This is a genomic window from Microvirga pakistanensis, assembly GCF_004458765.1.
Classification (GTDB): Bacteria; Pseudomonadota; Alphaproteobacteria; order Rhizobiales; family Beijerinckiaceae; genus Microvirga; species Microvirga pakistanensis.
The window spans coordinates 1-17,595 of sequence record NZ_SPJX01000410.1; the positions used below are offsets into that span (position 1 = coordinate 1).

The window sequence follows — 17,595 nt, forward strand, 5'->3', positions numbered from 1 at the left end:
GTGGCCATCACCTCCACCAGAACCTCGCCCGCCTTCGGACCCTCCAGCCGGATCGTCTCAATCGTCAAAGGCTTGCCAGCCTCCCACGCAACCGCCGCCCGCGTCTCCATCTCGTCCTCCCCATGCGATTCGATGCTGGAATATGTGAACCGGCTTAACGGAAGGTCAATGGACGGCAGCCTTCGATCGCGGGGTTTCCAGGAGAGCCTGCGGGTCATATGTGTTGCCTCGACAATCGAAGGATCCGCCCGTGCCCAATGTTCGCGCCGCCATCATTCCCGTGACGCCATTCCAGCAGAATTGCACGTTATTGTGGTGCGAGAAGACCAGGAAGGCCGCCGTGATCGATCCGGGCGGCGACCTGGAGCGTGTGCGCGATGCGATCGCGCAGAGCGGCGTCACCGTGGAGAAGATCCTGCTCACCCATGGCCATATCGATCATGCGGCGGGAGCGGCCGATCTGCGCGATGAGCTCGGAGTGAAGATCGAAGGCCCGCACAAGGCGGACGATTTCCTGCTTCAGCGCCTCGCGGAGCAGGGACAGGCTTACGGGATCCCTGCGCGCGCCGTCACGCCGGACCGGTGGCTCGACGAGGGTGACGTCGTGACCATCGGAGAATTGACCCTCGACGTCCTGCACTGTCCGGGACATTCGCCCGGCAGCGTGGTGCTGGTCTCGAAGGCCGAGCGGTTCGCCATCGTGGGCGACGTGCTGTTCCAGGGCTCGGTGGGGCGCGTGGATCTTCCCGGCGGCGATGGCAAGGCCCTCATCCGCTCGATCGAGGACAAGCTCCTGCCGCTCGGAGACGACATCGCGTTCATCTGCGGTCACGGTCCCATGAGCACCATCGGGCAGGAGCGCCAGACCAATCCCTTCCTTCAGGGTGAGGGGCTGCTCTGAGAAACAAGGACGGCCCGGGATCGCTCCCGGGCCGCTTCTGATCGCCCCTACGGCTTGCTTTGTTTATTCGGCTGCCTGGATCAGGACGGCGCCTTTCAGGCCCAGGCGCTCCGCGACGCCGAGACCATAGGCCTTGTCGGCGAGATAGAAGTGCACGATCTGGCGCTTCACGATCTCCTCCGGCACGCCCTGCATCGCTTCCGCGATGTTGTCCATGAGCCGGCTCTGCTCGTCCGGCGTCATGAGGCGGAAGAGGTCGCCCGGCTGCTTGTAGTCGTCGTTGCCGGCGCGGTGATCGTAACGATCGGCATTGCCCGAAATCTTGAGCGGCGGCTCCGCGGCGCGGGCGGTCTGCACCGGTCCGTTGAAGGAATTCGGCTCGTAATAGGCATTGCCCCGGTTGGGGATATCGAACAGCATGCCGCCATCCGCATGGTAGTGATGGACGGGGCAGCGCGGACGGTTCACCGGCAGCGCCTCGTAATGGGTGCCGACGCGATAGCGGTGCGCGTCCGCATAGGCGAAGATGCGGCCCTGCAGCATCTTGTCGGGCGAGAAGCCGATGCCCGGCACGATGTTCGACGGCGAGAACGAGGACTGCTCCACTTCCGCGAAGTAGTGCTGAGCGTTGCGGTTGAGCTCGAGCACGCCCACCTCGATCAGCGGGTAATCCGCGTGCGGCCACACCTTGGTGACGTCGAAGGGGTTGTACGAGGTCTTCTCCGCATCGGTCTCGGGCATGATCTGCACGCAGAATTTCCAGCGCGGGAAGTCGCCGCCTTCGATGGCCTCGTAGAGATCGCGCTGGGCGCTCTCGCGGTCCTTGGCCACGACGGCTTCGGCCTCGCGGTTGGTCCAGGTCTTGATGCCCTGCATGGACTTGAAGTGGAACTTCACCCAGAAGCGCTCGCCTGCCTCGTTGATGAAGGAATAGGTATGCGATCCGAAGCCGTGCATGAAGCGGTAGCCCTGCGGCAGGCCGCGGTCCGAGAACAGGATCGTCACCTGATGCAGGCTCTCGGGGCTGAGCGACCAGAAGTCCCACATGGCCGTGGGCGAGCGCAGATTCGTGGAGGGATGACGCTTCTGGGTGCGGATGAAGTCAGGGAACTTCAGCGGGTCGCGGATGAAGAACACGGGCGTGTTGTTGCCGACGATGTCCCAGTTGCCCTCTTCCGTGTAGACCTTCAAGGCGAAGCCGCGCACGTCGCGCTCGGCGTCCGCCGCGCCGCGCTCGCCGGCAACGGTCGAGAAGCGCAGGAACACCTCCGCCTGCTTGCCGATCTCGGAGAACACCTTCGCCTTGGAATATTTCGTGATGTCGTTGGAGATGGTGAGCGTGCCGTAGGCCGCCGAGCCCTTGGCGTGCACCACGCGCTCCGGGATCCGCTCGCGGTTCTGGTGCGCCAGCTTTTCGATGAGCTGATAATCCTGAAGCAGCAGCGGACCGCGCTCGCCGGCCGACAGGCTGTTCTGGTTGTCGGCGATCGGCGCACCGGCCGTGGTGGTCAGAGTCGTTGTCTTCGTCATGGTCGTCCCCGTTGTGTGGGCGCACCATGCAGGGAAGGTTCGATAAGGTCAAATTGGATTGATTAGAAAGAGCGATCAGATATTCTGATCAGCATCATGGTCACACTTCGTCAGCTACGTTATTTCGACGCGCTCGCTCGCGCGCAGCATTTCGGCGTGGCGGCCCATCACTGCGCCGTGACGCAGCCTGCGCTCTCCATGCAGATCAAGGAGCTGGAGCGGGAGCTCGGCGTCGAGCTCGTGGAGCGGCGCGGCAATTCCGTCGTGCTCACCCGCGCCGGACGGGAGATCGCCGAGCGGGCCGAGGCGATCCTGGGTCAGGTGCGTGAATTGGCGGCGCTCGCCCGTCAGCATCAGGGCGTGCTCTCCGGCCCCGTGCGTCTCGGAATGATCCCCTCCGTCGCGCCCTATCTCCTGCCCGCGATCCTCTCGGAGGTGCAGCGGCGCTATCCTGCCCTCGATCTCCAGATCCGCGAGACGCAGACGGACATGCTGGTGGACGAACTCCTGCGCGGCGATCTCGATGCGATCCTGATCGCCTTGCCGGTGCAGAATGCACAGCTCGAAGCCGTGCCGCTCTTCGACGACCGCTTTCTCGTGGCGGTGCAGGCTCAAGCCGCTCATCGATGGGCCTCCGAGAACCTGCTGGAATGGATCGGTCAGGAGCGTTTGCTTCTGCTGGAGGAGGGGCATTGCCTGCGTGACCAGGCGCTTCAATATTGCCAGGTGGCCAGCATGCAGGCGCGAAAATCCCTCGGCGCCGCATCGCTCACCACCATCATGCAGATGGTGGCGGCAGGGCATGGCATCACGCTTCTGCCGGAACTGTGCGCGGACGCCGAGGTCGATCGCCGGCGCGTGACTCTCATTCCGTTTCCAAACGATCCGCCCAAGCGTACCCTGGGCCTCGTGTGGCGGAAAACGTCAGGACGGAAAAAGGACTTTTTGGCTCTCGCCGATCTCATCAAGAGCCTACGGCAATCTCAGACGGCATAGAGGATGAAACGGGCTTCCCGATGCGCATCGGGAAGCCTCTCTGTGTGGGAAGCGACAAGCCTAACAGCCCGTGAGCTTCACGCGCTCCACCTCCAGGCCAAAGAGCGGACGCACGCGGGTGCCGATCACGTTGCCGGCGAAGGCCGCCACGAGCCAGATCCAGCCATGCAGGCTGCCCGAGGCGATTCCGGAGAAATAGGCCCCGATGTTGCAGCCATAGGCGAGACGGGCGCCATAGCCGAGAAGCAGGCCGCCGACGATGGCTGCGACGGCCGAGCGGAGCGGGACCTTCCAAACCGGTGCGAAGCGCCCCGCGAGCGCCGCCGCGAGCAGGGCGCCGAGGATGATGCCGAAATCCATCACGGTCGTGACGTCGTTGAAGATGCTGCCGTTGAGCTCCGCCAGACGGGCCGGCGAGGACCAATAGGGCCAGCTCGCCACGTCGAACCCGATGGCGGCTGCGATCTTCGAGCCCCAGAGGGCGAACGCGGAGGTCACGCCCCAGGGGCGGCCCGCGAGATAGAGCGTCACGAAGTTGAGCAGGGCGAGCGCCACCGCGCCGGCCACGATCGGCCAGGGACCGCGCAGGAAGCGGGCGAGGCCGTGGCGGGGCGAGGGGGCTGCCTGGATCAGCCGGCCGTGACGGCGCTTCTCGAACACCACCGTGACGGCGGCGATGAGCGCGAAGACGGCAAGCTGAACGGCCAGCGCGGTCCAGGGCCCCCAGAGCTCGATGATCGAGATCTTGGGCAGGCTCGGCAGCGCCGTCCACCAATGCAGGTGCGCCGCGCCGACGGCGGAACCGGCGATGAAGGCGGCGAGCGTGATCAGCATGCGGGTCGAGCCGCCGCCCACCGTATAGAGCGTGCCGGAGGCGCAGCCGCCGCCGAGCTGCATCCCGATGCCGAAGATGAAGGCGCCGAACACCACGCCGACGCCTGCGGGCGAGACGTTGCCGGCAACGGGCTGGCCGAAGAGGGTGCCGGAGGCGAGGACGGGAAAGAACAGGATGGAGGCGATCGCGAGCATCACCATCTGCGCGCGGAGACCTTCTCCGCGCCGGTCGGCGATGAACACGCGCCACGCGGAGGTGAAGCCGAAAGCGGCATGATAGAGCACGAGGCCGAGCGCCGCGCCGAGCACGTAGAGCGTGGCCTGCTTGGGATTGATGACAGCCCCGAGAAGAGCTGCGCCGCCGATGATGCCGGCGGCAGCCGCCAGGGAGGCTGGGGCGCTGAGGGTCGAGCCCGCCCGGTTCCCAGCGGAAAGAGGCGAAGCCACGGCAGAGCTGGACATGGAAGGTTCCTTGCTGTGTCGATAGAAGCGGAATGTGATCTGAGGATCCGCAAAATGAACATGTGGTTCTTTTTAAAGAACGTCAACACTTGTATTATGATAAATAATAGCGATATCTGGGTGTGGAATAGCAACGAATTGCGTCCTTTCGTCCTCCGTCCGATGCTCCGCCGCTGAAACCTCAAGGAACGAGCGCAGCCATGTCCATCAAGTGCGACGTCCCCGCCGCCATCGGCAACACGCCCCTCATCAAGCTCCGCCGTGCCTCGGAACTCACCGGCTGCACGATCCTCGGCAAGGCCGAATTCATGAATCCCGGCCAGTCCGTGAAGGACCGGGCGGCGCTCTTCATCATTCAGGATGCGGTGAAGCGCGGGGCGCTGAAGCCCGGCGGCGTCATCGTGGAAGGCACGGCCGGCAATACCGGGATCGGGCTTGCCCTCGTGGCCAATGCCCTGGGGTTCAGGACGGTGATCGTGATCCCCGAGACGCAGAGTCAGGAGAAGAAGGACATGCTGCGGCTGGCCGGCGCGGAACTGATCGAAGTGCCGGCGGTGCCTTACGCCAATCCCAACAACTACGTGAAGGTTTCAGGCCGGTTGGCGGAGCGGCTTGCGGCATCGGAGCCCAATGGGGCGATCTGGGCGAACCAGTTCGACAATGTGGCCAACCGGCAGGCGCATATGGAAACGACCGGACCGGAGATCTGGGACCAGACGGACGGCAAGGTCGACGGCTTCGTCAGTGCCGTCGGCACAGGTGGGACGCTGGCCGGGGTCGGCATCGCGTTGAAGGAACGCAATCCCGGCATATCGATCGCGCTCTCCGATCCCATGGGCTCGGCCATCGCGAACTGGGTCAACACGGGCGAACTCAAGGCAACCGGCACGTCCATCACCGAGGGCATCGGGCAGGGGCGGGTGACGAAGAACCTGGAAGGTGCGCCCATCGACGTGGCATTCCAGATCCCCGACGAGGAGGCGCTGCCTGTCGTGTTCGATCTTCTGGAGCACGAAGGGCTATGTGTCGGCGGGTCGTCGGGGATCAATGTTGCGGGTGCGATCCGGCTGGCGCGGCATCTCGGCCCTGGGCACACGATCGTGACCGTGCTCTGCGATTACGGCACGCGCTATCAGTCGAAGCTCTTCAACCCGGACTTCCTGCGCGAGAAGAATCTGCCGGTGCCTGCGTGGCTGGAACGCAGGAGCGCGATCGATCCGGGCCTCGTCTAACGCCTCGTGCAGACCCGGCTTTCCGCGTCCAACAATGCTCTAAGGTCTTGCAAAACGAACGCCACGCCCGCGGAGAAGGCGGGTGCGGCGCTCGGGATCGTTTGCAGATTCAGGCGGCCGACGGCGTACTGGTTTCGGCGTTCTCGTTCTCATCAGGCCGCTGTGGATGCGTGCGGGAGAGATTGACCGGAGGACGCGGCGCCTGAGTCGATCCGTTCTTTGGGACGCCCGTGAAGTTCTGAAGGTCCGCCTGGATGCTCTCGAGGAGGTCGATCATCCATATCTCGCTCGCGTCGATCTTGTCTCGCAATGCGGACTTGGCGATGTCGACCTTCGCCGAAATCTCCATCGGGTTACGGGATTGCAATGTGCTGAAATCCTGCTCGACGGTCGCGAGCTCAACCAGAAGCTCATCGCGAAGCGCCCGCTGTTCCTCGGCGGCGATCAGCGGCGAGTTCAGCATGCCGCGCAAGGCGGCCCAGCGCAGGCCGAGAGCGCTCACCGACTGCGTGCTGCTGAGTTCTGCAAGTTTCTGTGTTTCAGCCACGAGATCATCCTCTGAAAGAATTGGATTCGAACCGCGCCAGAAAGCGGGATTGTTGTGGCGTGAATCGGGCAGCGTGGAAGAAATGCGCCCTTACGCGCGAACTTTTCGCGCACCGTCAGCGAACGAAGAAATACAGTGTCAGCGCAGCGCCCACCGCAATCACCAGCCAGCGGATCACGCTCGCCGGCAGACGGCGTCCGAACACGACGCCCAGATAGCCGCCGACCACGGATGCAGCGCCCACGATGAGCGTTTCGGGCCAGCTCACGAGACCTGCCGCGATGAACAGCACGACGGCGACGAGCTGGATGAGCGTGGAGCAGAGATGCTTGGCCGAGTTGATGAGATGGAAATCATCACCTTCGGTGATGGCGAGCGCCGCCAGCATGACGATGCCCATGCCCGCTCCGAAGAAACCGCCATAGACGGCAACGAGCGTCTGGAAGGCGAGGCCCGCCGCCCAGGCGCGGGTGGAGGGATGGCTGCCCTCGCTCTTCCCGATGCGGCGGGCCAGCGCCACGATGCGTGGGCTTGCGGCGAAGAGCGCGGTGGCGAACAGCAGAAGCCACGGCACGAGGAGGCGGAACGCTTCGTTGTTCGTAACGGTGAGGATATAGGCGCCGCCCAGGCCGCCGATGAGGCTCACCGCGCCCAGAGCCGCAAAGCGGCGGGCGTTCTCGGCAAGCTCGCGGCGATAGGCCCAGGCGCTCGACAGGTTGGCGGGCGTCACCGCCACCGCGCTCGTGGCATTGGCCACCACCGGAGGGAGGCCTGCCGCGACAAGAGCCGAGAACGTGAAGAAGGTGCCGCCGCCTGCGATGGCGTTCACGAGACCTGCCGCAAGACCTGAAGCTGCCAGAAGCGCCGCAGTGGTGAGTTCCATGATCCGATCTGTCTGCTGAAAAGAGGGCGAGGAAGACGAGAGGGGCAGATAGCACGCTGGCGCTTGCAAAGCCCATAGGGCGAATGTCTAGAGCTGTTTTCCCTGCCGGGGAAACAGCTCTTTTCCTTGATCTGCCGCATTTGTTGACGGCGAAGCGGAGCCACTTCGCCGAACAATGCCCTTGAGCACCGGCGTCACCTGGATCCGGGATTGGCTTGCGATGCGCCCGCGACCGGCGGCCAATCCAAGGATCCAAGGAGCCGAAATCAGCCGTCGGGAGCGCCTTCGTGTGGAAAAGCCGCTGCTTTCCTGTGGATCGCAGCGCGAGCGTCCATTGCTCTTCGGCCCGCGAAAGCGGATTTTAGAACACATGTCGAACGTCATTCCCCTCGCCCCGCGCCTGAAACAGGCCAGGTCCGCCGTCACCGAGGCGGAGGAGCGTGCCGCTTTGGCTGCCGATCTCATCGATCTCATCGAGCGCGTGCGGGACGTGACCGAACATGTGGCCGCCCTTTCGGGCCCGTCTCTGCCGATTCAGCAGACCGCCCAGCAGCTTCTCGATGCCGGCACCGCTCTGGAGCGGGCCGTCGAGACGCTAACCGAAAACGGCGAGTGGGTGCCTTTCTAGGATGCCCTCGGCGTCCGGCCGAGCGATGCTCCTGGGCGAAACTTCATTTCAATGCCTGTAATCGCTCGGAAGCCTGGGACATCCCGAGCGCCTGGGCTTGCTCATAGAGCTTTCGGGCCTTGTCCGCGTCACCCCGGATGCCCAGCGCTCCGAGCCTGGTGAGAGCATGGGGGTCAAAGGTCTCGGCCAGCAGGAAGGCAGCCCTTGCGTTGCCGCTGTTGAGGGATCGTTCGAGCAGGAGACGGGCGCCGCTCACGTCGCCTTTTCGAAGGAGTTCCTCCGCGCGCGCCGTGAGCCGGTCCTCCGGCTTGATCGCGGGCGGGGCGGGGATGACCTTGGAATCCCTGGCCGGCGGCGCTTCCACCTCAACAGGAGCGGGGGCAGGCGCAATGCTGGCCGACAGGGGGAGCGCGCCTCCGGACAATTGAGCGACTTCTACCGGGGCGCCGTCCCCCAAGGGGAGCGCGGATGCAGGCTTGGCGGAGGCCGGTATGTCCTCCTGAGGCGGAGCGATGTCCTCCGCTTCCACCGGTACGGATTCGGAGATCAGAGGCTTCGGCTTTCGGTTGTTCGCCTCCTGGAGCAATCGCAGCGCGCCGGTTGCGGCGGCGAGCTTTTGCGCAAAGTCGTCGCTTCTCGCTCGCGTCTGCGACAGGGCTTCTTCCAGTTCGGCGATCCGAACGGCCGATGCGGCCTCGTTCTCAAGCTGGCTGTCCTTGAAGGCCAGCAGGTTGCGGGCCTCCTCCCGGGCGCTGGCGAGTTGGCGTTCGGCGTCTTCGCTGCGCTCTCGCTCCCGCTGCAGCAGGGCTTCCAGATCCGCAACATGCGATGATGTCCGTGCGTCCTTCGACTGCGCCGAGGCTTGGAGCGCATGATGCTCCGCCTGCAGAGTTGCGAGTTCGCTCACAATCGCCTCACGCTTCTGCTGCTCTTGCTGCAGGGCATTCTGAAGCTGAGAAACCTTGAGCAGGGTCTCGGACGCGTCCGCGTCCCGGCGGGCCGTGAGGGCGTTGTACTGTCCCATGAGATCGGTCAGCGTCCGTGTCACCATGCCGCTGTAGGCGGCCTCGTGATCCAGGGCTTCCTGCAACTGCGCCACATTGGATGCGGGTATCGCGGCAGGCGCGGGGCATTCCCGAGCGGCGTTCGATCGTCGCGCATCCTGAAGGTCGAGACCTTTCAGGCTTGAGAGCAGGTTCGGATCGTTCAGCCGGTCGATGAGAGCAATCGCGAGAGTGCCGGTCTCAATCGCGGCATTGAGGCTGTGTTCGGCGCCTTTCAGGTTGCCCTGTTCGATGGAGTCGAGAAGCTCTGCCGCAAGCCGCCTCCGCTCGAAGGAGGTGATCAGGAATGGGAGCGCGGCGGATAGGTCGTTGGCGCTTTCCGCCACGTCCGAGGGTCCGTGGCTTACGGGCTCGTCGAGGCGTCCAGCGGGGAGGCTCTCGGCGAAGCCGGGGCCCAGAAGCGGAAGGCCGATCAACGGGAGCGCCAGCCATCCGGTTGCGGGTTTCAGGAGTTTGGGACGATTGCGCCGTGTCATGTCGGACCTCCTCGGGTGGTGGCCGAAGGCCCGTTCATGAGCCTTCGCTTCGGTCCTGCTGTCGCGTCTTCGAGTGTTGGATCAATCCTGGCGGGTCACCCGTCGGGATGCCCTCTGGCGGTCGTTCCGCCAGGCGAGGAAATCGCGGAAGAGTGCCTCGCGCTGTTCCGGCGAGACCACCATGCCCCGGCTCTGCATGAAGCTCTCGAAGGTCTGTGCCTCGGGCGAGGGCCTGCTGGCGGCCACGGCCCGGTCCAGCCAATCCTGCGCGGCCCTGCTCCGCTGCCAGCCGGGAACGTCCGCCGCCAGATTGACCTCTTTCCACTTCGGGTGCCGGCCCGGCTGGAGGAATTCGTCGAACCGGGAGAAGAACGCGTCCACGAAGCGCTTCACACGATTGTACCGGTCGGTGTTCTCGGGCCAGTTGTACACCGCGAGCAGGCTCCCGACCGCGAGGGTGTCGACCGTCTTGTCCTGTTCGACCAGCTGAGGGTAATCCGCATTCTCGAAACGGGCCGGGAAGTAGGATTCGGCGATCTCGCCCTCGAACGGAATCGAGAGGAGGTGGAAACGTCCCTCGGTCTGAAACTCCGCAATCGCCCGGACGGGGCGTCCGGCGACGTAGAGAGCCGCCTGGATCTCTCCGGATTTGAGCTTCGCGTAGGACGAAGCCTGATCGAAGGTCGTCATCTCGGGCTTGATCCCCAGCTTGTCGAAGATGAGGCGCGCGGTCAGGTTGGTGCCGCTTCCGGCCTTGTCGATATTGACCTTCTTGCCTTCGAGCTGACGGATGTCCGTGATCTCGCGGTTCGCGATGATATGAACCTCCTCGTTATAAAGACGCGTGATGAAGCGCAAGCGCTGCACGGCGTCGTCCTGGAGGTTCTCCGCCCTCAACTGCTCGCGCGCGTCCATCTGCACGATGCCGATGTCGACGCCGCGCAGGAACATGATGTCCTTCAGGTTCTGCAGCGATCCGCGCCCGATCATCGGCAAGATGCGCAAGTCCTCGTTGTCGAGCACGTTCGCGAGATCGGCCGCAATCCGGATATAGGTGCCGTCGGCGCCGCCAGAGATGACGCCCAAGGTGCCCTTGTTGGCGCGCGATGCGTTGAAGCCCTGTAACGTCTGGGCCGAGACGCCGACGATGCCGGAGAGAAGGCCCGCAGCAATGAGGCCCACCCGGATTACATGCCGGATTGATGGAACACGAATGGCCAGAAGATCATGAACTCGGCCCGCCATACTTCGTCCTCCCTGGACTAGCCATTCGGCTGTTTATCGTTTCGATCGTTTTGCTTCACGAATACTGTATATGAAAAGAATCTTGCTGTATCCGAAGTGCATAGCGAAAGAACGAGCATCGTATGCCCATGAGAGGTTCGGTCAATTATGTTTTGAGGACGGATTAATACTCAAGAAGTGCTAGGTAATAGCCACAAAGGTATAGATATTATCTCTATATTCCTTGCTTCGGCTCAATTTCTTAAAAGGCTATCCCGTCATACCCCTTCGGGAAAAATGGGAATCTCCGGTCGGCTACTAAAAAATTGTTAGCGAAGGAGCGCGCTCCTTAACGGTCCATTAACCATAAGCGTTCGAAATCAGGGGGTATTAAAGGAATTTGAACTCCCGTGACCATCGCCGTTCGCCCCCGTCCCGCACTTCGCTTCCGTGGCAGGTCCTTCATGGCCCTGGTCCTGGCACCTGAAGTGCCGCTGAGGGACTGGCTCGAGGATCTCGATGCCGTGTCGGAGCGTTCGCCCGGATTCTTCACCGGACGTCCGATCATTGCCGACGTGTCCAACCTCAAGCCTTCCAAGTCCGAGCTGAAGTTTCTCCTGGCCGCGTTCAAGATGCGCAACATCCGCATCATCGGCCTCGAAGGCGCTGCGCCTGAGAACGTCGAGCCCGACATGCCGCCGCCGATCACGGGCGGCAAGCCCGCGGGCGAGATCGACGTGCCGGACGCAGCCCAGGCTGCCGCCATGGCAGCGACCGCAGTCTCCGCGTTCGCTCATCAGCCTTCTGCCGACAAGACGCTGATGATCGAAGGCTCCGTGCGTTCCGGCCAGTCGATCCTTCACCCGGAGGGCGACGTGACGGTTCTCGGTTCCGTCGCCTCGGGCGCGGAGATCGTGGCTGGAGGTTCCATTCACGTTTACGGCGCGCTGCGCGGCCGGGCGATCGCCGGCTGCACGGGCAATGGTCGCGCACGCATCTTCTGCAGAAAGTTCGAGGCCGAGCTGATCGCGATCGACGGCCTCTATAAGACCGCCGACGACCTCGGCACCAAGTTCCATGGTCAACCCATCCAGGTGAGTCTGGATGGCGATTCGATCATCCTGCAAACCCTGGATTGATAGAGAGAAAGAGGGACGACAATGGCCAAAGTCTTGGTCGTAACATCCGGCAAAGGTGGCGTTGGCAAGACAACGTCCTCGGCAGCTCTGGGCGCGGCGCTGGCGCATGGCGGCGACAAGGTCGTCGTCATCGACTTCGACGTCGGCCTGCGCAATCTCGATCTCGTCATGGGCGCCGAGCGCCGCGTGGTGTTTGATCTCATCAACGTGGTGCAGGGCGACGCAAAGCTCTCCCAGGCTCTCATCCGGGACAAGCGCCTCGAGAATCTGTCGCTGCTTCCCGCTTCCCAGACACGCGACAAGGATGCGTTGACGGAAGAAGGCGTGGCCAAGGTGCTCAACGAACTGCGTGAGAAGTTCGACTGGATCATCTGCGACAGCCCGGCCGGCATCGAGCGCGGAGCGACCATGGCCATGCGCCATGCCGACGTGGCCGTCGTCGTCACCAACCCGGAAGTGTCTTCCGTGCGCGACTCCGACCGCATCATCGGCCTCCTCGATTCGAAGACCGAGAAGGCGGAGAAGGGCGACCGCATCGAGAAGCACCTGCTGCTCACCCGCTACGATCCCGCTCGCGCCGAGCGCGGCGAGATGCTGAAGGTCGACGACGTGCTGGAGATCCTCTCCATCCCGCTCATCGGCATCATTCCGGAGAGCGAAGAGGTTCTGCGCGCATCGAACGTGGGCTCGCCGGTGACCCTCAACAACCCGGCGAGCGCCCCCGGCCGCGCTTATTTCGACGCTGCGCGCCGCCTGAAGGGCGAGAGCGTCGAGCTCACGATTCCGAGCGACAAGAAGAGCCTGCTCGGCAAATTGTTCGGACGGAGGGCCGCATGAGCCTCATGAGCTTCTTCAACCGGCGCACGTCTGCGCCTGTGGCGCGAGAGCGCCTGCAGATCCTGCTGGCGCACGAGCGTGGCATCGTCGGCGGCAAGCCCGATCTGATCGCGCAGCTGCGCGAGGAGATCCTCGCGGTCGTTCGCCGCCATGTGGCGGTCGAGCACCAGAACGTTCAGGTGAAGATGAACCGCGATGCGGACATCTCGACCCTGGAGATCGAAGTGGAGATTCCGGGTCCCACTCCGGTTGCGGCTCGCTGACCCCGTCTCCAAAATCGTTCTGACGGCCCTCCGCCGTGCGGGGGGCCGTTGCGCCTAATTCTGCTTGCTCCACACGCCGAGCTTCGCTTCGCGCGCTTGGTCCGCAGCAGCCTTGAGTTCCGGGGTCGCCTCGGAGGTTGGTTGTCCGCCCCCATTGTAGAGAATGACCCGCGACAGATCCTGCTCGCCGACACGGCAGCGATAGGTGTCGTTGCCGCCCGCGGGCTCACAGGTCACTTCGCGCCCCTGGAGATAACTGGTTAGGTCTTCGGGCTTGCCTGCGCCGGGCGCCCATTCCACGCCGAAGAGGCGAACCACTTCGCCGTCCAGTGACAGCGTGGCGGTATCGATCACATCCGGCACACCGCGCAGAGTGCGACCTCCCGATGAACGGGACACCGGCGTCTGCGCAGATGCAGCCTGGCTCGGCGCGAGGGAGCCCGTTTGCGAAGGATTATCGGCAGCCGCCTGGGTGGCATTCTCGGGACGCAGAAGGAAGAATGCTCCCACGGCCAGCAGCAGCGCGACCGCCGCCACAGCGCCCAGCGCAAAGCCTGGGCGGCGGGAGACGGGCTTGTCCTGGAGATGGTCGAAGAAAGCCTGAGCGCGTGCCTTGGATTCGGCGATGGAGTTCGTCAGGTCGTGCCGGAGGCCTGACGCCTCGGAGCCGCTCAGGGCATGCGACACCCTTTTGGACCAGCCATGGAAGCGAACCTTGCCCTTGCGCCAATGCGTGAGCGCATGCGTGCTCCGTGCCCGCGCAGGCTCGTCTCCGGACACCGGTTCACCGGAATCGAGCTTCAGCCAATCCCGGCGCGGAGGCTGTTTCACCTGCTTGGCCGCCGGAGGCTCGGGTGTTGCAGATATTTCTTCGGCGGCAGCTTTCGGCGGGGGCGGGGATTTGAACAGAACCGGGTGGAGCGTGCGCAGCTCCGCGATGAGGTCGTGCAGGGTGAAGGGTACCTGCTGCCCATTCTTCTCGACCATGCGCGGTTGCCCCGCGCTATCGATCACGGTGAGTTTCAGTTCGCCATCCGCGTTGGACGGACGCAGGGACGATTCGATGATGAGTTCCAGTGCCCGGCGAGCATCGTCCGTGGGATTGATTTTTTCAACCTCGGCATGGATGAGCGCGCGCATCCGCTCTCTCAGCTGCACGGCGTTGCCGATTGGAGTATCGCCAAGGTTCCCAGAGGTGGTGCGAAGAGACGTGACATCACTCATTCGAGGTTCCCTCCAGAGCAAGGGTGCGCCTACGCGTCTGCTTGAGCAACGTGCTGTGCTCCGCGACGATCACAGGTTTCTCACCGATGAATTCCACGATGAGCCGAACGGCCCCAGATCCTTCCGAGATCTGGCGGCGCTTCGGATTGGCGGCAGTATAATCGAAGACCGCGTGCACGGTGCAGATCGACCCGTCGGGATTGCACAAGACACCCATGGCATCGGAACGGGGCCGGTACTCGCGTTCAGGCCAGCGGCGAACGAAGCGCTGCTTTTCCCTGTAGAGCCGCTCGAGGGTCACAGTGCGCCCATGGAAGAGAACGCGCGGGGCATATAGCTCGGCCGTTGCCTCGAGTGCGACATCGTTCCGCGCCGACCATGAACTCAGATACTCGATGGCGAAGTTCTTCGCCATCTCGGCCCGCGCCAGGCGACGCTCATCCCAGGACGGCGATTGTCGCGGTTCGGCCGCTTTCGTACGCGGCGCAGGTGATACCGGCTGCGAAGGTTGCGGCGAGGCTTGCGGGGGCTGCACCGGCTGACGCACTTCCGGCGTTGGCGAGACGGGCGGAAGCCTGGGCGGCTCAGGGGATGCGGCAGGCGGTGCCGCCGGTGCCGCCTGCGGAGCGCCGCCATTTGCCGGCGGGTCGACCCATGATCTTGCTTCCTGGGCAAAGGTTGTCGAGCCGCTGTCCGCGCCCAGAAGGACGAGAATCAGCGACGATGTCAGCAACCGGCGCGCTTGCATGGGATGCTCCGAACAGCTTTCCCTGGTTGAGAAGGTGACCGGGGAAAAGCGGGCTGGACGGTTCCAAGTTCCATCGAGCGCCCGCTTTGAGATGCTCGATCAAAGCTTCGCAACGGTGACGGCAGCGACGCCCTTGATGCCGATAGCCTCAGCCGAGGCGCGGGAGAGGTCGATGACACGACCATGCGCATAGGGGCCACGATCATTGATCCGCACCACCACCGACTTTCCGGTGCGCTTGTTCACGACGCGCACCCGGGTGCCGAAGGGCAAGGTGCGATGCGCCGCCGTCAGGTCATTGGTATTGAAGGTTTCACCGCTTGCGGTCCGTCGCCCATGGAAACCGGGGCCGTACCAGGATGCACGCCCGTCCTGGATGACTTTTTCGGATTCTTCCTTCGGCTCAGCCTGCGCCGTCGAAACGGGCAAGACAGCGAGAGCCGAAAGGAGGAGACCTGCCAGGTTAAGTGTTACCTTTCTTTGATCCACAATGCATTCCCTTGTTGTTGTAGAGGGCGCGCAAGATGGAGCTTAATGAGGCGATAATGAGACCTTCATAGTTGATGATCTTCGGAGTTCCCCAAATTTATACTGAACAGTTATTCATGTGGGAGGTTAATATCGTAACTTTATGCTGATTATAGCCTCAGGCTTTGTTTGATGACGCTGAATTGCAGGCTGATCGTTTCCAGGTCCTGAGGATCCATTCATTGTGAGCATGGTGCCGGTGTGGTCTTTGCACTTCTCATGCGGGGAAAACGAATCTTTAGTGGTGTGCTCATTGCCTCCAGGCTCGCAGCGCCCGCGTGCGGGCCTCTTTTTTGAGTCGTGCATGACCGCTGCTTTCAAAACGTCCGACAGCAAGGTTCTTTCCGGGATCGCTGATCAGCCCCTCCATGCGCAGGCTCAATCTCCGGCACGGGGCATTCTGCTTCTCGTGGCATCCACAATCGTCTTCTCCTTGTGCGATGTCATCACCAAGCATCTGGCTGCCACGCTGCCTGCGGTCGAGGTTGCGTGGCTCCGTTATGTCACCTTTGCGTTCATCGTTGTTCCCTGGGTTATGGTCTCCGGCGGCAGAACGTTGTTTCGCGCAAAGCGTCCGGGCCTCCAAGTGCTGCGGAGCTTCGGTATCATCGGCTCGACTTTGTTCTTCACCCAGGGCTTGCGTTACCTGCCGGTGGCGGAATCGACCGCGATCTACTTCATCTCGCCGATCCTGATCATGGCGCTCTCGATTCTGTTCCTGGGCGAGACGGTCGGCTGGCGGCGTTGGACGGCGGCCCTCGTCGGGCTCGTCGGGGTGCTGATCGTCATCCGGCCCGGTACGGATGCCTTTCAGCTGACGGCGCTCCTGCCCTTGCTCGGGGCGACAAGCTGGGCCGCCGGAGCCGTGGTGACGCGCAAGATGAGCGGCAGCGAACATCCGCTGACCACGCTTGTCTATTCAGCCATCATGGGTTGTCTCGTTCTGAGCCTTCTGTTGCCCTTCAACTGGGTGACTCCGACGGGGAGCGAAGTGGGGCTTGCGGCTCTCATGGGCGTGTTCTTCGCTGCCGGGCAGTGGCTCGTCGTGCTGGCATACCGCCACGGCAATGCGTCCGTGATCGCGCCCTTTTCCTATGTGCAGCTGCTCTGGGCCGGAGCGCTCGGTTATCTGGTCTTCGGCGCGCTGCCCGATGGCTGGACCATCCTGGGTGCCGGCATCATCGCCGCGAGCGGTCTCTATACCGCCTATCGTGAGCGCGTCCGCATGCTGCAGGCGCGCCGGGGAGCCTGACCGGTCAGGCTCCCGAGTGCACGACGCGCAGACGCGGGCGCGCTGCGCGGCTGTAGAATGTAAGCGCGACGCAATCCTCTGCAGATGCGCCTTCGACCAGGCGATAGCCGAACTGTTCCGCCACCGCTCGTACCTGGCCCAGATTGGCCTTCGAGATGCGGCGGCTGAACTCCGTGACGTCCTGGCTCATGAGGGCGGCGAGCATGCCGACCTCGACGCCCTGGTCGAAATCGACGCTCCGTGCCGGAAAACGAAGCCGCAACCCCTCGGCAAGGTGGATGTGATGCATGGTATCCCGTTCGCTTCACGACGTTTCGGAAGGGTTATGGCGCACAACATCCTACCGCTTGTTTAAAGCGTGCCCCGAGCGGCCCGCTCTGTGGATAGGGTGGAGAAGACGTCCTGGATCCGAAAGCTCCTTCCGGCATTTATTCACTCACAGGCTGTGCTGTTGGGCCATGGAATGGCAAGGGGTGTGAGATGAAGATGCAGGGAATGGGTGTCGTGCTCGTGGCGGGCTTTCTGGGTGCGGGGCCGCTGGTTGAAAATACTTATGCTGCTGACATGACACGACAAACGGTGACCCGAACCACGCGGGTGACCCGCGTCGTACCCGTTGTCCCGGAGCGGGCCATCGCCCGCTTGGCGGATCGGGGGCTCGGCTATTCCGTCCTGCATGAGGGCGCCGGCGTGCCGCAGCGGGGTTACCGGGTGCATGTCACCTGCACGGTCACCGAGACCTTCGCGCAGACCTATTGCCCCACCCCGGCCTATCAATCCTACTGCCCGAGCGCCACCATCGTCTGTCGTTAGGGACACGCGGTCTG

Annotated in this window: 19 protein-coding genes and 1 pseudogene; 9 read left to right on the forward strand and 11 right to left on the reverse strand. The window is 63.4% G+C overall.

Going from position 1 to position 17,595, the window contains the following annotated elements; all coding sequences use genetic code 11:
* Positions 1-110: pseudogene (locus E4K09_RS18985) on the reverse strand (S-(hydroxymethyl)glutathione dehydrogenase); the annotation flags it as partial.
* 140 nt (positions 111-250) lie between these two features.
* Between E4K09_RS18985 and E4K09_RS18990 the strand changes: the two are divergent.
* Positions 251-901, forward strand: a complete 651-nt coding sequence (locus E4K09_RS18990) for an MBL fold metallo-hydrolase (RefSeq protein WP_134499308.1) — start codon at positions 251-253, stop codon at positions 899-901.
* A gap of 63 nt (positions 902-964) precedes the next feature.
* On the opposite strand, the gene E4K09_RS18995 is transcribed toward E4K09_RS18990, so the two are convergent.
* Entirely contained in the window at positions 965-2,431 is a 1,467-nt protein-coding gene (locus tag E4K09_RS18995) for a catalase (protein WP_134499309.1), read from the reverse strand.
* A gap of 96 nt (positions 2,432-2,527) precedes the next feature.
* Between E4K09_RS18995 and E4K09_RS19000 the strand changes: the two genes are divergently transcribed.
* Positions 2,528-3,427 carry a LysR substrate-binding domain-containing protein gene (locus E4K09_RS19000; RefSeq protein WP_134499310.1) on the forward strand — a complete coding sequence of 300 codons (900 nt, stop codon included), beginning with the start codon at positions 2,528-2,530 and terminating at the stop codon, positions 3,425-3,427.
* A gap of 60 nt (positions 3,428-3,487) precedes the next feature.
* Here the strand turns inward: E4K09_RS19000 and E4K09_RS19005 are convergent, their stop codons facing one another.
* Positions 3,488-4,723, reverse strand: a complete 1,236-nt coding sequence (locus tag E4K09_RS19005; protein ID WP_204985761.1) for a YeeE/YedE family protein — start codon at positions 4,721-4,723, stop codon at positions 3,488-3,490.
* 200 nt (positions 4,724-4,923) lie between these two features.
* Between E4K09_RS19005 and E4K09_RS19010 the strand changes: the two genes are divergently transcribed.
* Complete coding sequence (locus E4K09_RS19010) at positions 4,924-5,955, forward strand: cysteine synthase A (protein WP_134499311.1); 1,032 nt, start codon at positions 4,924-4,926, stop codon at positions 5,953-5,955.
* A 109-nt stretch (positions 5,956-6,064) separates the two neighbouring features.
* On the opposite strand, the gene E4K09_RS19015 is transcribed toward E4K09_RS19010, so the two are convergent.
* Together E4K09_RS19015 and E4K09_RS19020 are read right to left on the reverse strand one after the other, a co-directional pair.
* Complete coding sequence (locus E4K09_RS19015; protein WP_134499312.1) at positions 6,065-6,502, reverse strand: hypothetical protein; 438 nt, start codon at positions 6,500-6,502, stop codon at positions 6,065-6,067.
* 115 nt (positions 6,503-6,617) lie between these two features.
* Positions 6,618-7,385: a sulfite exporter TauE/SafE family protein gene (locus tag E4K09_RS19020; RefSeq protein WP_134499313.1), complete on the reverse strand. Its 768-nt coding sequence runs from the start codon at positions 7,383-7,385 to the stop codon at positions 6,618-6,620.
* Between the two features lie 370 nt (positions 7,386-7,755).
* On the opposite strand from E4K09_RS19020, the gene E4K09_RS19025 reads away from it, so the two are divergent.
* Positions 7,756-8,013, forward strand: a complete 258-nt coding sequence (locus E4K09_RS19025; RefSeq protein WP_134499314.1) for a hypothetical protein — start codon at positions 7,756-7,758, stop codon at positions 8,011-8,013.
* A 43-nt stretch (positions 8,014-8,056) separates the two neighbouring features.
* Here E4K09_RS19025 and E4K09_RS19030 read toward each other — a convergent pair whose 3' ends face one another.
* Together E4K09_RS19030 and E4K09_RS19035 are read right to left on the reverse strand one after the other, a co-directional pair.
* Positions 8,057-9,553 (reverse strand): hypothetical protein, encoded by a 1,497-nt coding sequence (locus tag E4K09_RS19030; protein ID WP_134499315.1) that lies wholly within the window; start codon positions 9,551-9,553, stop codon positions 8,057-8,059.
* An 81-nt stretch (positions 9,554-9,634) separates the two neighbouring features.
* The gene (locus E4K09_RS19035; RefSeq protein ID WP_134499316.1) at positions 9,635-10,798 is read right to left on the reverse strand and encodes a TAXI family TRAP transporter solute-binding subunit; all 1,164 of its coding nucleotides are present in this window, start codon (positions 10,796-10,798) and stop codon (positions 9,635-9,637) included.
* A gap of 443 nt (positions 10,799-11,241) precedes the next feature.
* Between E4K09_RS19035 and minC the strand changes: the two genes are divergently transcribed.
* Genes minC through minE form a run of 3 tightly spaced genes read left to right on the forward strand, consistent with a single transcriptional unit; the run spans position 11,242 to position 13,016 of the window.
* Positions 11,242-11,916, forward strand: coding sequence for a septum site-determining protein MinC (gene minC / locus E4K09_RS19040; RefSeq protein WP_134499430.1), 675 nt, complete (start codon positions 11,242-11,244; stop codon positions 11,914-11,916).
* A gap of 21 nt (positions 11,917-11,937) precedes the next feature.
* Positions 11,938-12,753, forward strand: a complete 816-nt coding sequence (gene minD / locus E4K09_RS19045; protein WP_134499317.1) for a septum site-determining protein MinD — start codon at positions 11,938-11,940, stop codon at positions 12,751-12,753.
* Entirely contained in the window at positions 12,750-13,016 is a 267-nt protein-coding gene (gene minE, locus E4K09_RS19050) for a cell division topological specificity factor MinE (protein ID WP_134499318.1), read from the forward strand. The genes minD and minE overlap by 4 nt, the downstream gene beginning before the upstream one ends.
* A gap of 54 nt (positions 13,017-13,070) precedes the next feature.
* On the opposite strand, the gene E4K09_RS19055 is transcribed toward minE, so the two are convergent.
* From E4K09_RS19055 to E4K09_RS19065, 3 genes are all read right to left on the reverse strand, one after another.
* The gene (locus E4K09_RS19055) at positions 13,071-14,240 is read right to left on the reverse strand and encodes a thermonuclease family protein (RefSeq protein ID WP_134499319.1); all 1,170 of its coding nucleotides are present in this window, start codon (positions 14,238-14,240) and stop codon (positions 13,071-13,073) included.
* Positions 14,233-14,988: a hypothetical protein gene (locus tag E4K09_RS19060; RefSeq protein WP_134499320.1), complete on the reverse strand. Its 756-nt coding sequence runs from the start codon at positions 14,986-14,988 to the stop codon at positions 14,233-14,235. The genes E4K09_RS19055 and E4K09_RS19060 overlap by 8 nt, the downstream gene beginning before the upstream one ends.
* 99 nt (positions 14,989-15,087) lie before the next feature.
* Positions 15,088-15,417: a septal ring lytic transglycosylase RlpA family protein gene (locus E4K09_RS19065; protein ID WP_244610595.1), complete on the reverse strand. Its 330-nt coding sequence runs from the start codon at positions 15,415-15,417 to the stop codon at positions 15,088-15,090.
* 403 nt (positions 15,418-15,820) lie between these two features.
* Here E4K09_RS19065 and E4K09_RS19070 point away from each other — a divergent pair, with 403 nt between their 5' ends.
* The gene (locus tag E4K09_RS19070; RefSeq protein ID WP_134499322.1) at positions 15,821-16,768 is read left to right on the forward strand and encodes a DMT family transporter; all 948 of its coding nucleotides are present in this window, start codon (positions 15,821-15,823) and stop codon (positions 16,766-16,768) included.
* 4 nt (positions 16,769-16,772) lie between these two features.
* Here the strand turns inward: E4K09_RS19070 and E4K09_RS19075 are convergent, their stop codons facing one another.
* Entirely contained in the window at positions 16,773-17,057 is a 285-nt protein-coding gene (locus tag E4K09_RS19075; protein ID WP_134499323.1) for a hypothetical protein, read from the reverse strand.
* A gap of 191 nt (positions 17,058-17,248) precedes the next feature.
* Here E4K09_RS19075 and E4K09_RS19080 point away from each other — a divergent pair, with 191 nt between their 5' ends.
* On the forward strand, positions 17,249-17,581 hold the full coding sequence (locus E4K09_RS19080) for a hypothetical protein (protein WP_134499324.1): 333 nt from the start codon (positions 17,249-17,251) through the stop codon (positions 17,579-17,581).
* The last annotated feature ends 14 nt before the right edge of the window (positions 17,582-17,595 follow it).

What these genes read in the sequence shown, in the direction of transcription:
- E4K09_RS18995 (WP_134499309.1), bottom strand. Translation starts at nt 2,431, where the DNA reads ATGACGAAGACAACGACTCTGACCACCACGGCCGGTGCGCCGATCGCC.
- E4K09_RS19000 (WP_134499310.1), top strand. Translation starts at nt 2,528, where the DNA reads ATGGTCACACTTCGTCAGCTACGTTATTTCGACGCGCTCGCTCGCGCG.
- E4K09_RS19005 (WP_204985761.1), bottom strand. Translation starts at nt 4,723, where the DNA reads ATGTCCAGCTCTGCCGTGGCTTCGCCTCTTTCCGCTGGGAACCGGGCG.
- E4K09_RS19010 (WP_134499311.1), top strand. Translation starts at nt 4,924, where the DNA reads ATGTCCATCAAGTGCGACGTCCCCGCCGCCATCGGCAACACGCCCCTC.
- E4K09_RS19020 (WP_134499313.1), bottom strand. Translation starts at nt 7,385, where the DNA reads ATGGAACTCACCACTGCGGCGCTTCTGGCAGCTTCAGGTCTTGCGGCA.
- E4K09_RS19025 (WP_134499314.1), top strand. Translation starts at nt 7,756, where the DNA reads ATGTCGAACGTCATTCCCCTCGCCCCGCGCCTGAAACAGGCCAGGTCC.
- E4K09_RS19030 (WP_134499315.1), bottom strand. Translation starts at nt 9,553, where the DNA reads ATGACACGGCGCAATCGTCCCAAACTCCTGAAACCCGCAACCGGATGG.
- E4K09_RS19035 (WP_134499316.1), bottom strand. Translation starts at nt 10,798, where the DNA reads ATGGCGGGCCGAGTTCATGATCTTCTGGCCATTCGTGTTCCATCAATC.
- minC (WP_134499430.1), top strand. Translation starts at nt 11,242, where the DNA reads ATGGCCCTGGTCCTGGCACCTGAAGTGCCGCTGAGGGACTGGCTCGAG.
- minD (WP_134499317.1), top strand. Translation starts at nt 11,938, where the DNA reads ATGGCCAAAGTCTTGGTCGTAACATCCGGCAAAGGTGGCGTTGGCAAG.
- minE (WP_134499318.1), top strand. Translation starts at nt 12,750, where the DNA reads ATGAGCCTCATGAGCTTCTTCAACCGGCGCACGTCTGCGCCTGTGGCG.
- E4K09_RS19055 (WP_134499319.1), bottom strand. Translation starts at nt 14,240, where the DNA reads ATGAGTGATGTCACGTCTCTTCGCACCACCTCTGGGAACCTTGGCGAT.
- E4K09_RS19060 (WP_134499320.1), bottom strand. Translation starts at nt 14,988, where the DNA reads ATGCAAGCGCGCCGGTTGCTGACATCGTCGCTGATTCTCGTCCTTCTG.
- E4K09_RS19070 (WP_134499322.1), top strand. Translation starts at nt 15,821, where the DNA reads ATGACCGCTGCTTTCAAAACGTCCGACAGCAAGGTTCTTTCCGGGATC.
- E4K09_RS19075 (WP_134499323.1), bottom strand. Translation starts at nt 17,057, where the DNA reads ATGCATCACATCCACCTTGCCGAGGGGTTGCGGCTTCGTTTTCCGGCA.
- E4K09_RS19080 (WP_134499324.1), top strand. Translation starts at nt 17,249, where the DNA reads ATGAAGATGCAGGGAATGGGTGTCGTGCTCGTGGCGGGCTTTCTGGGT.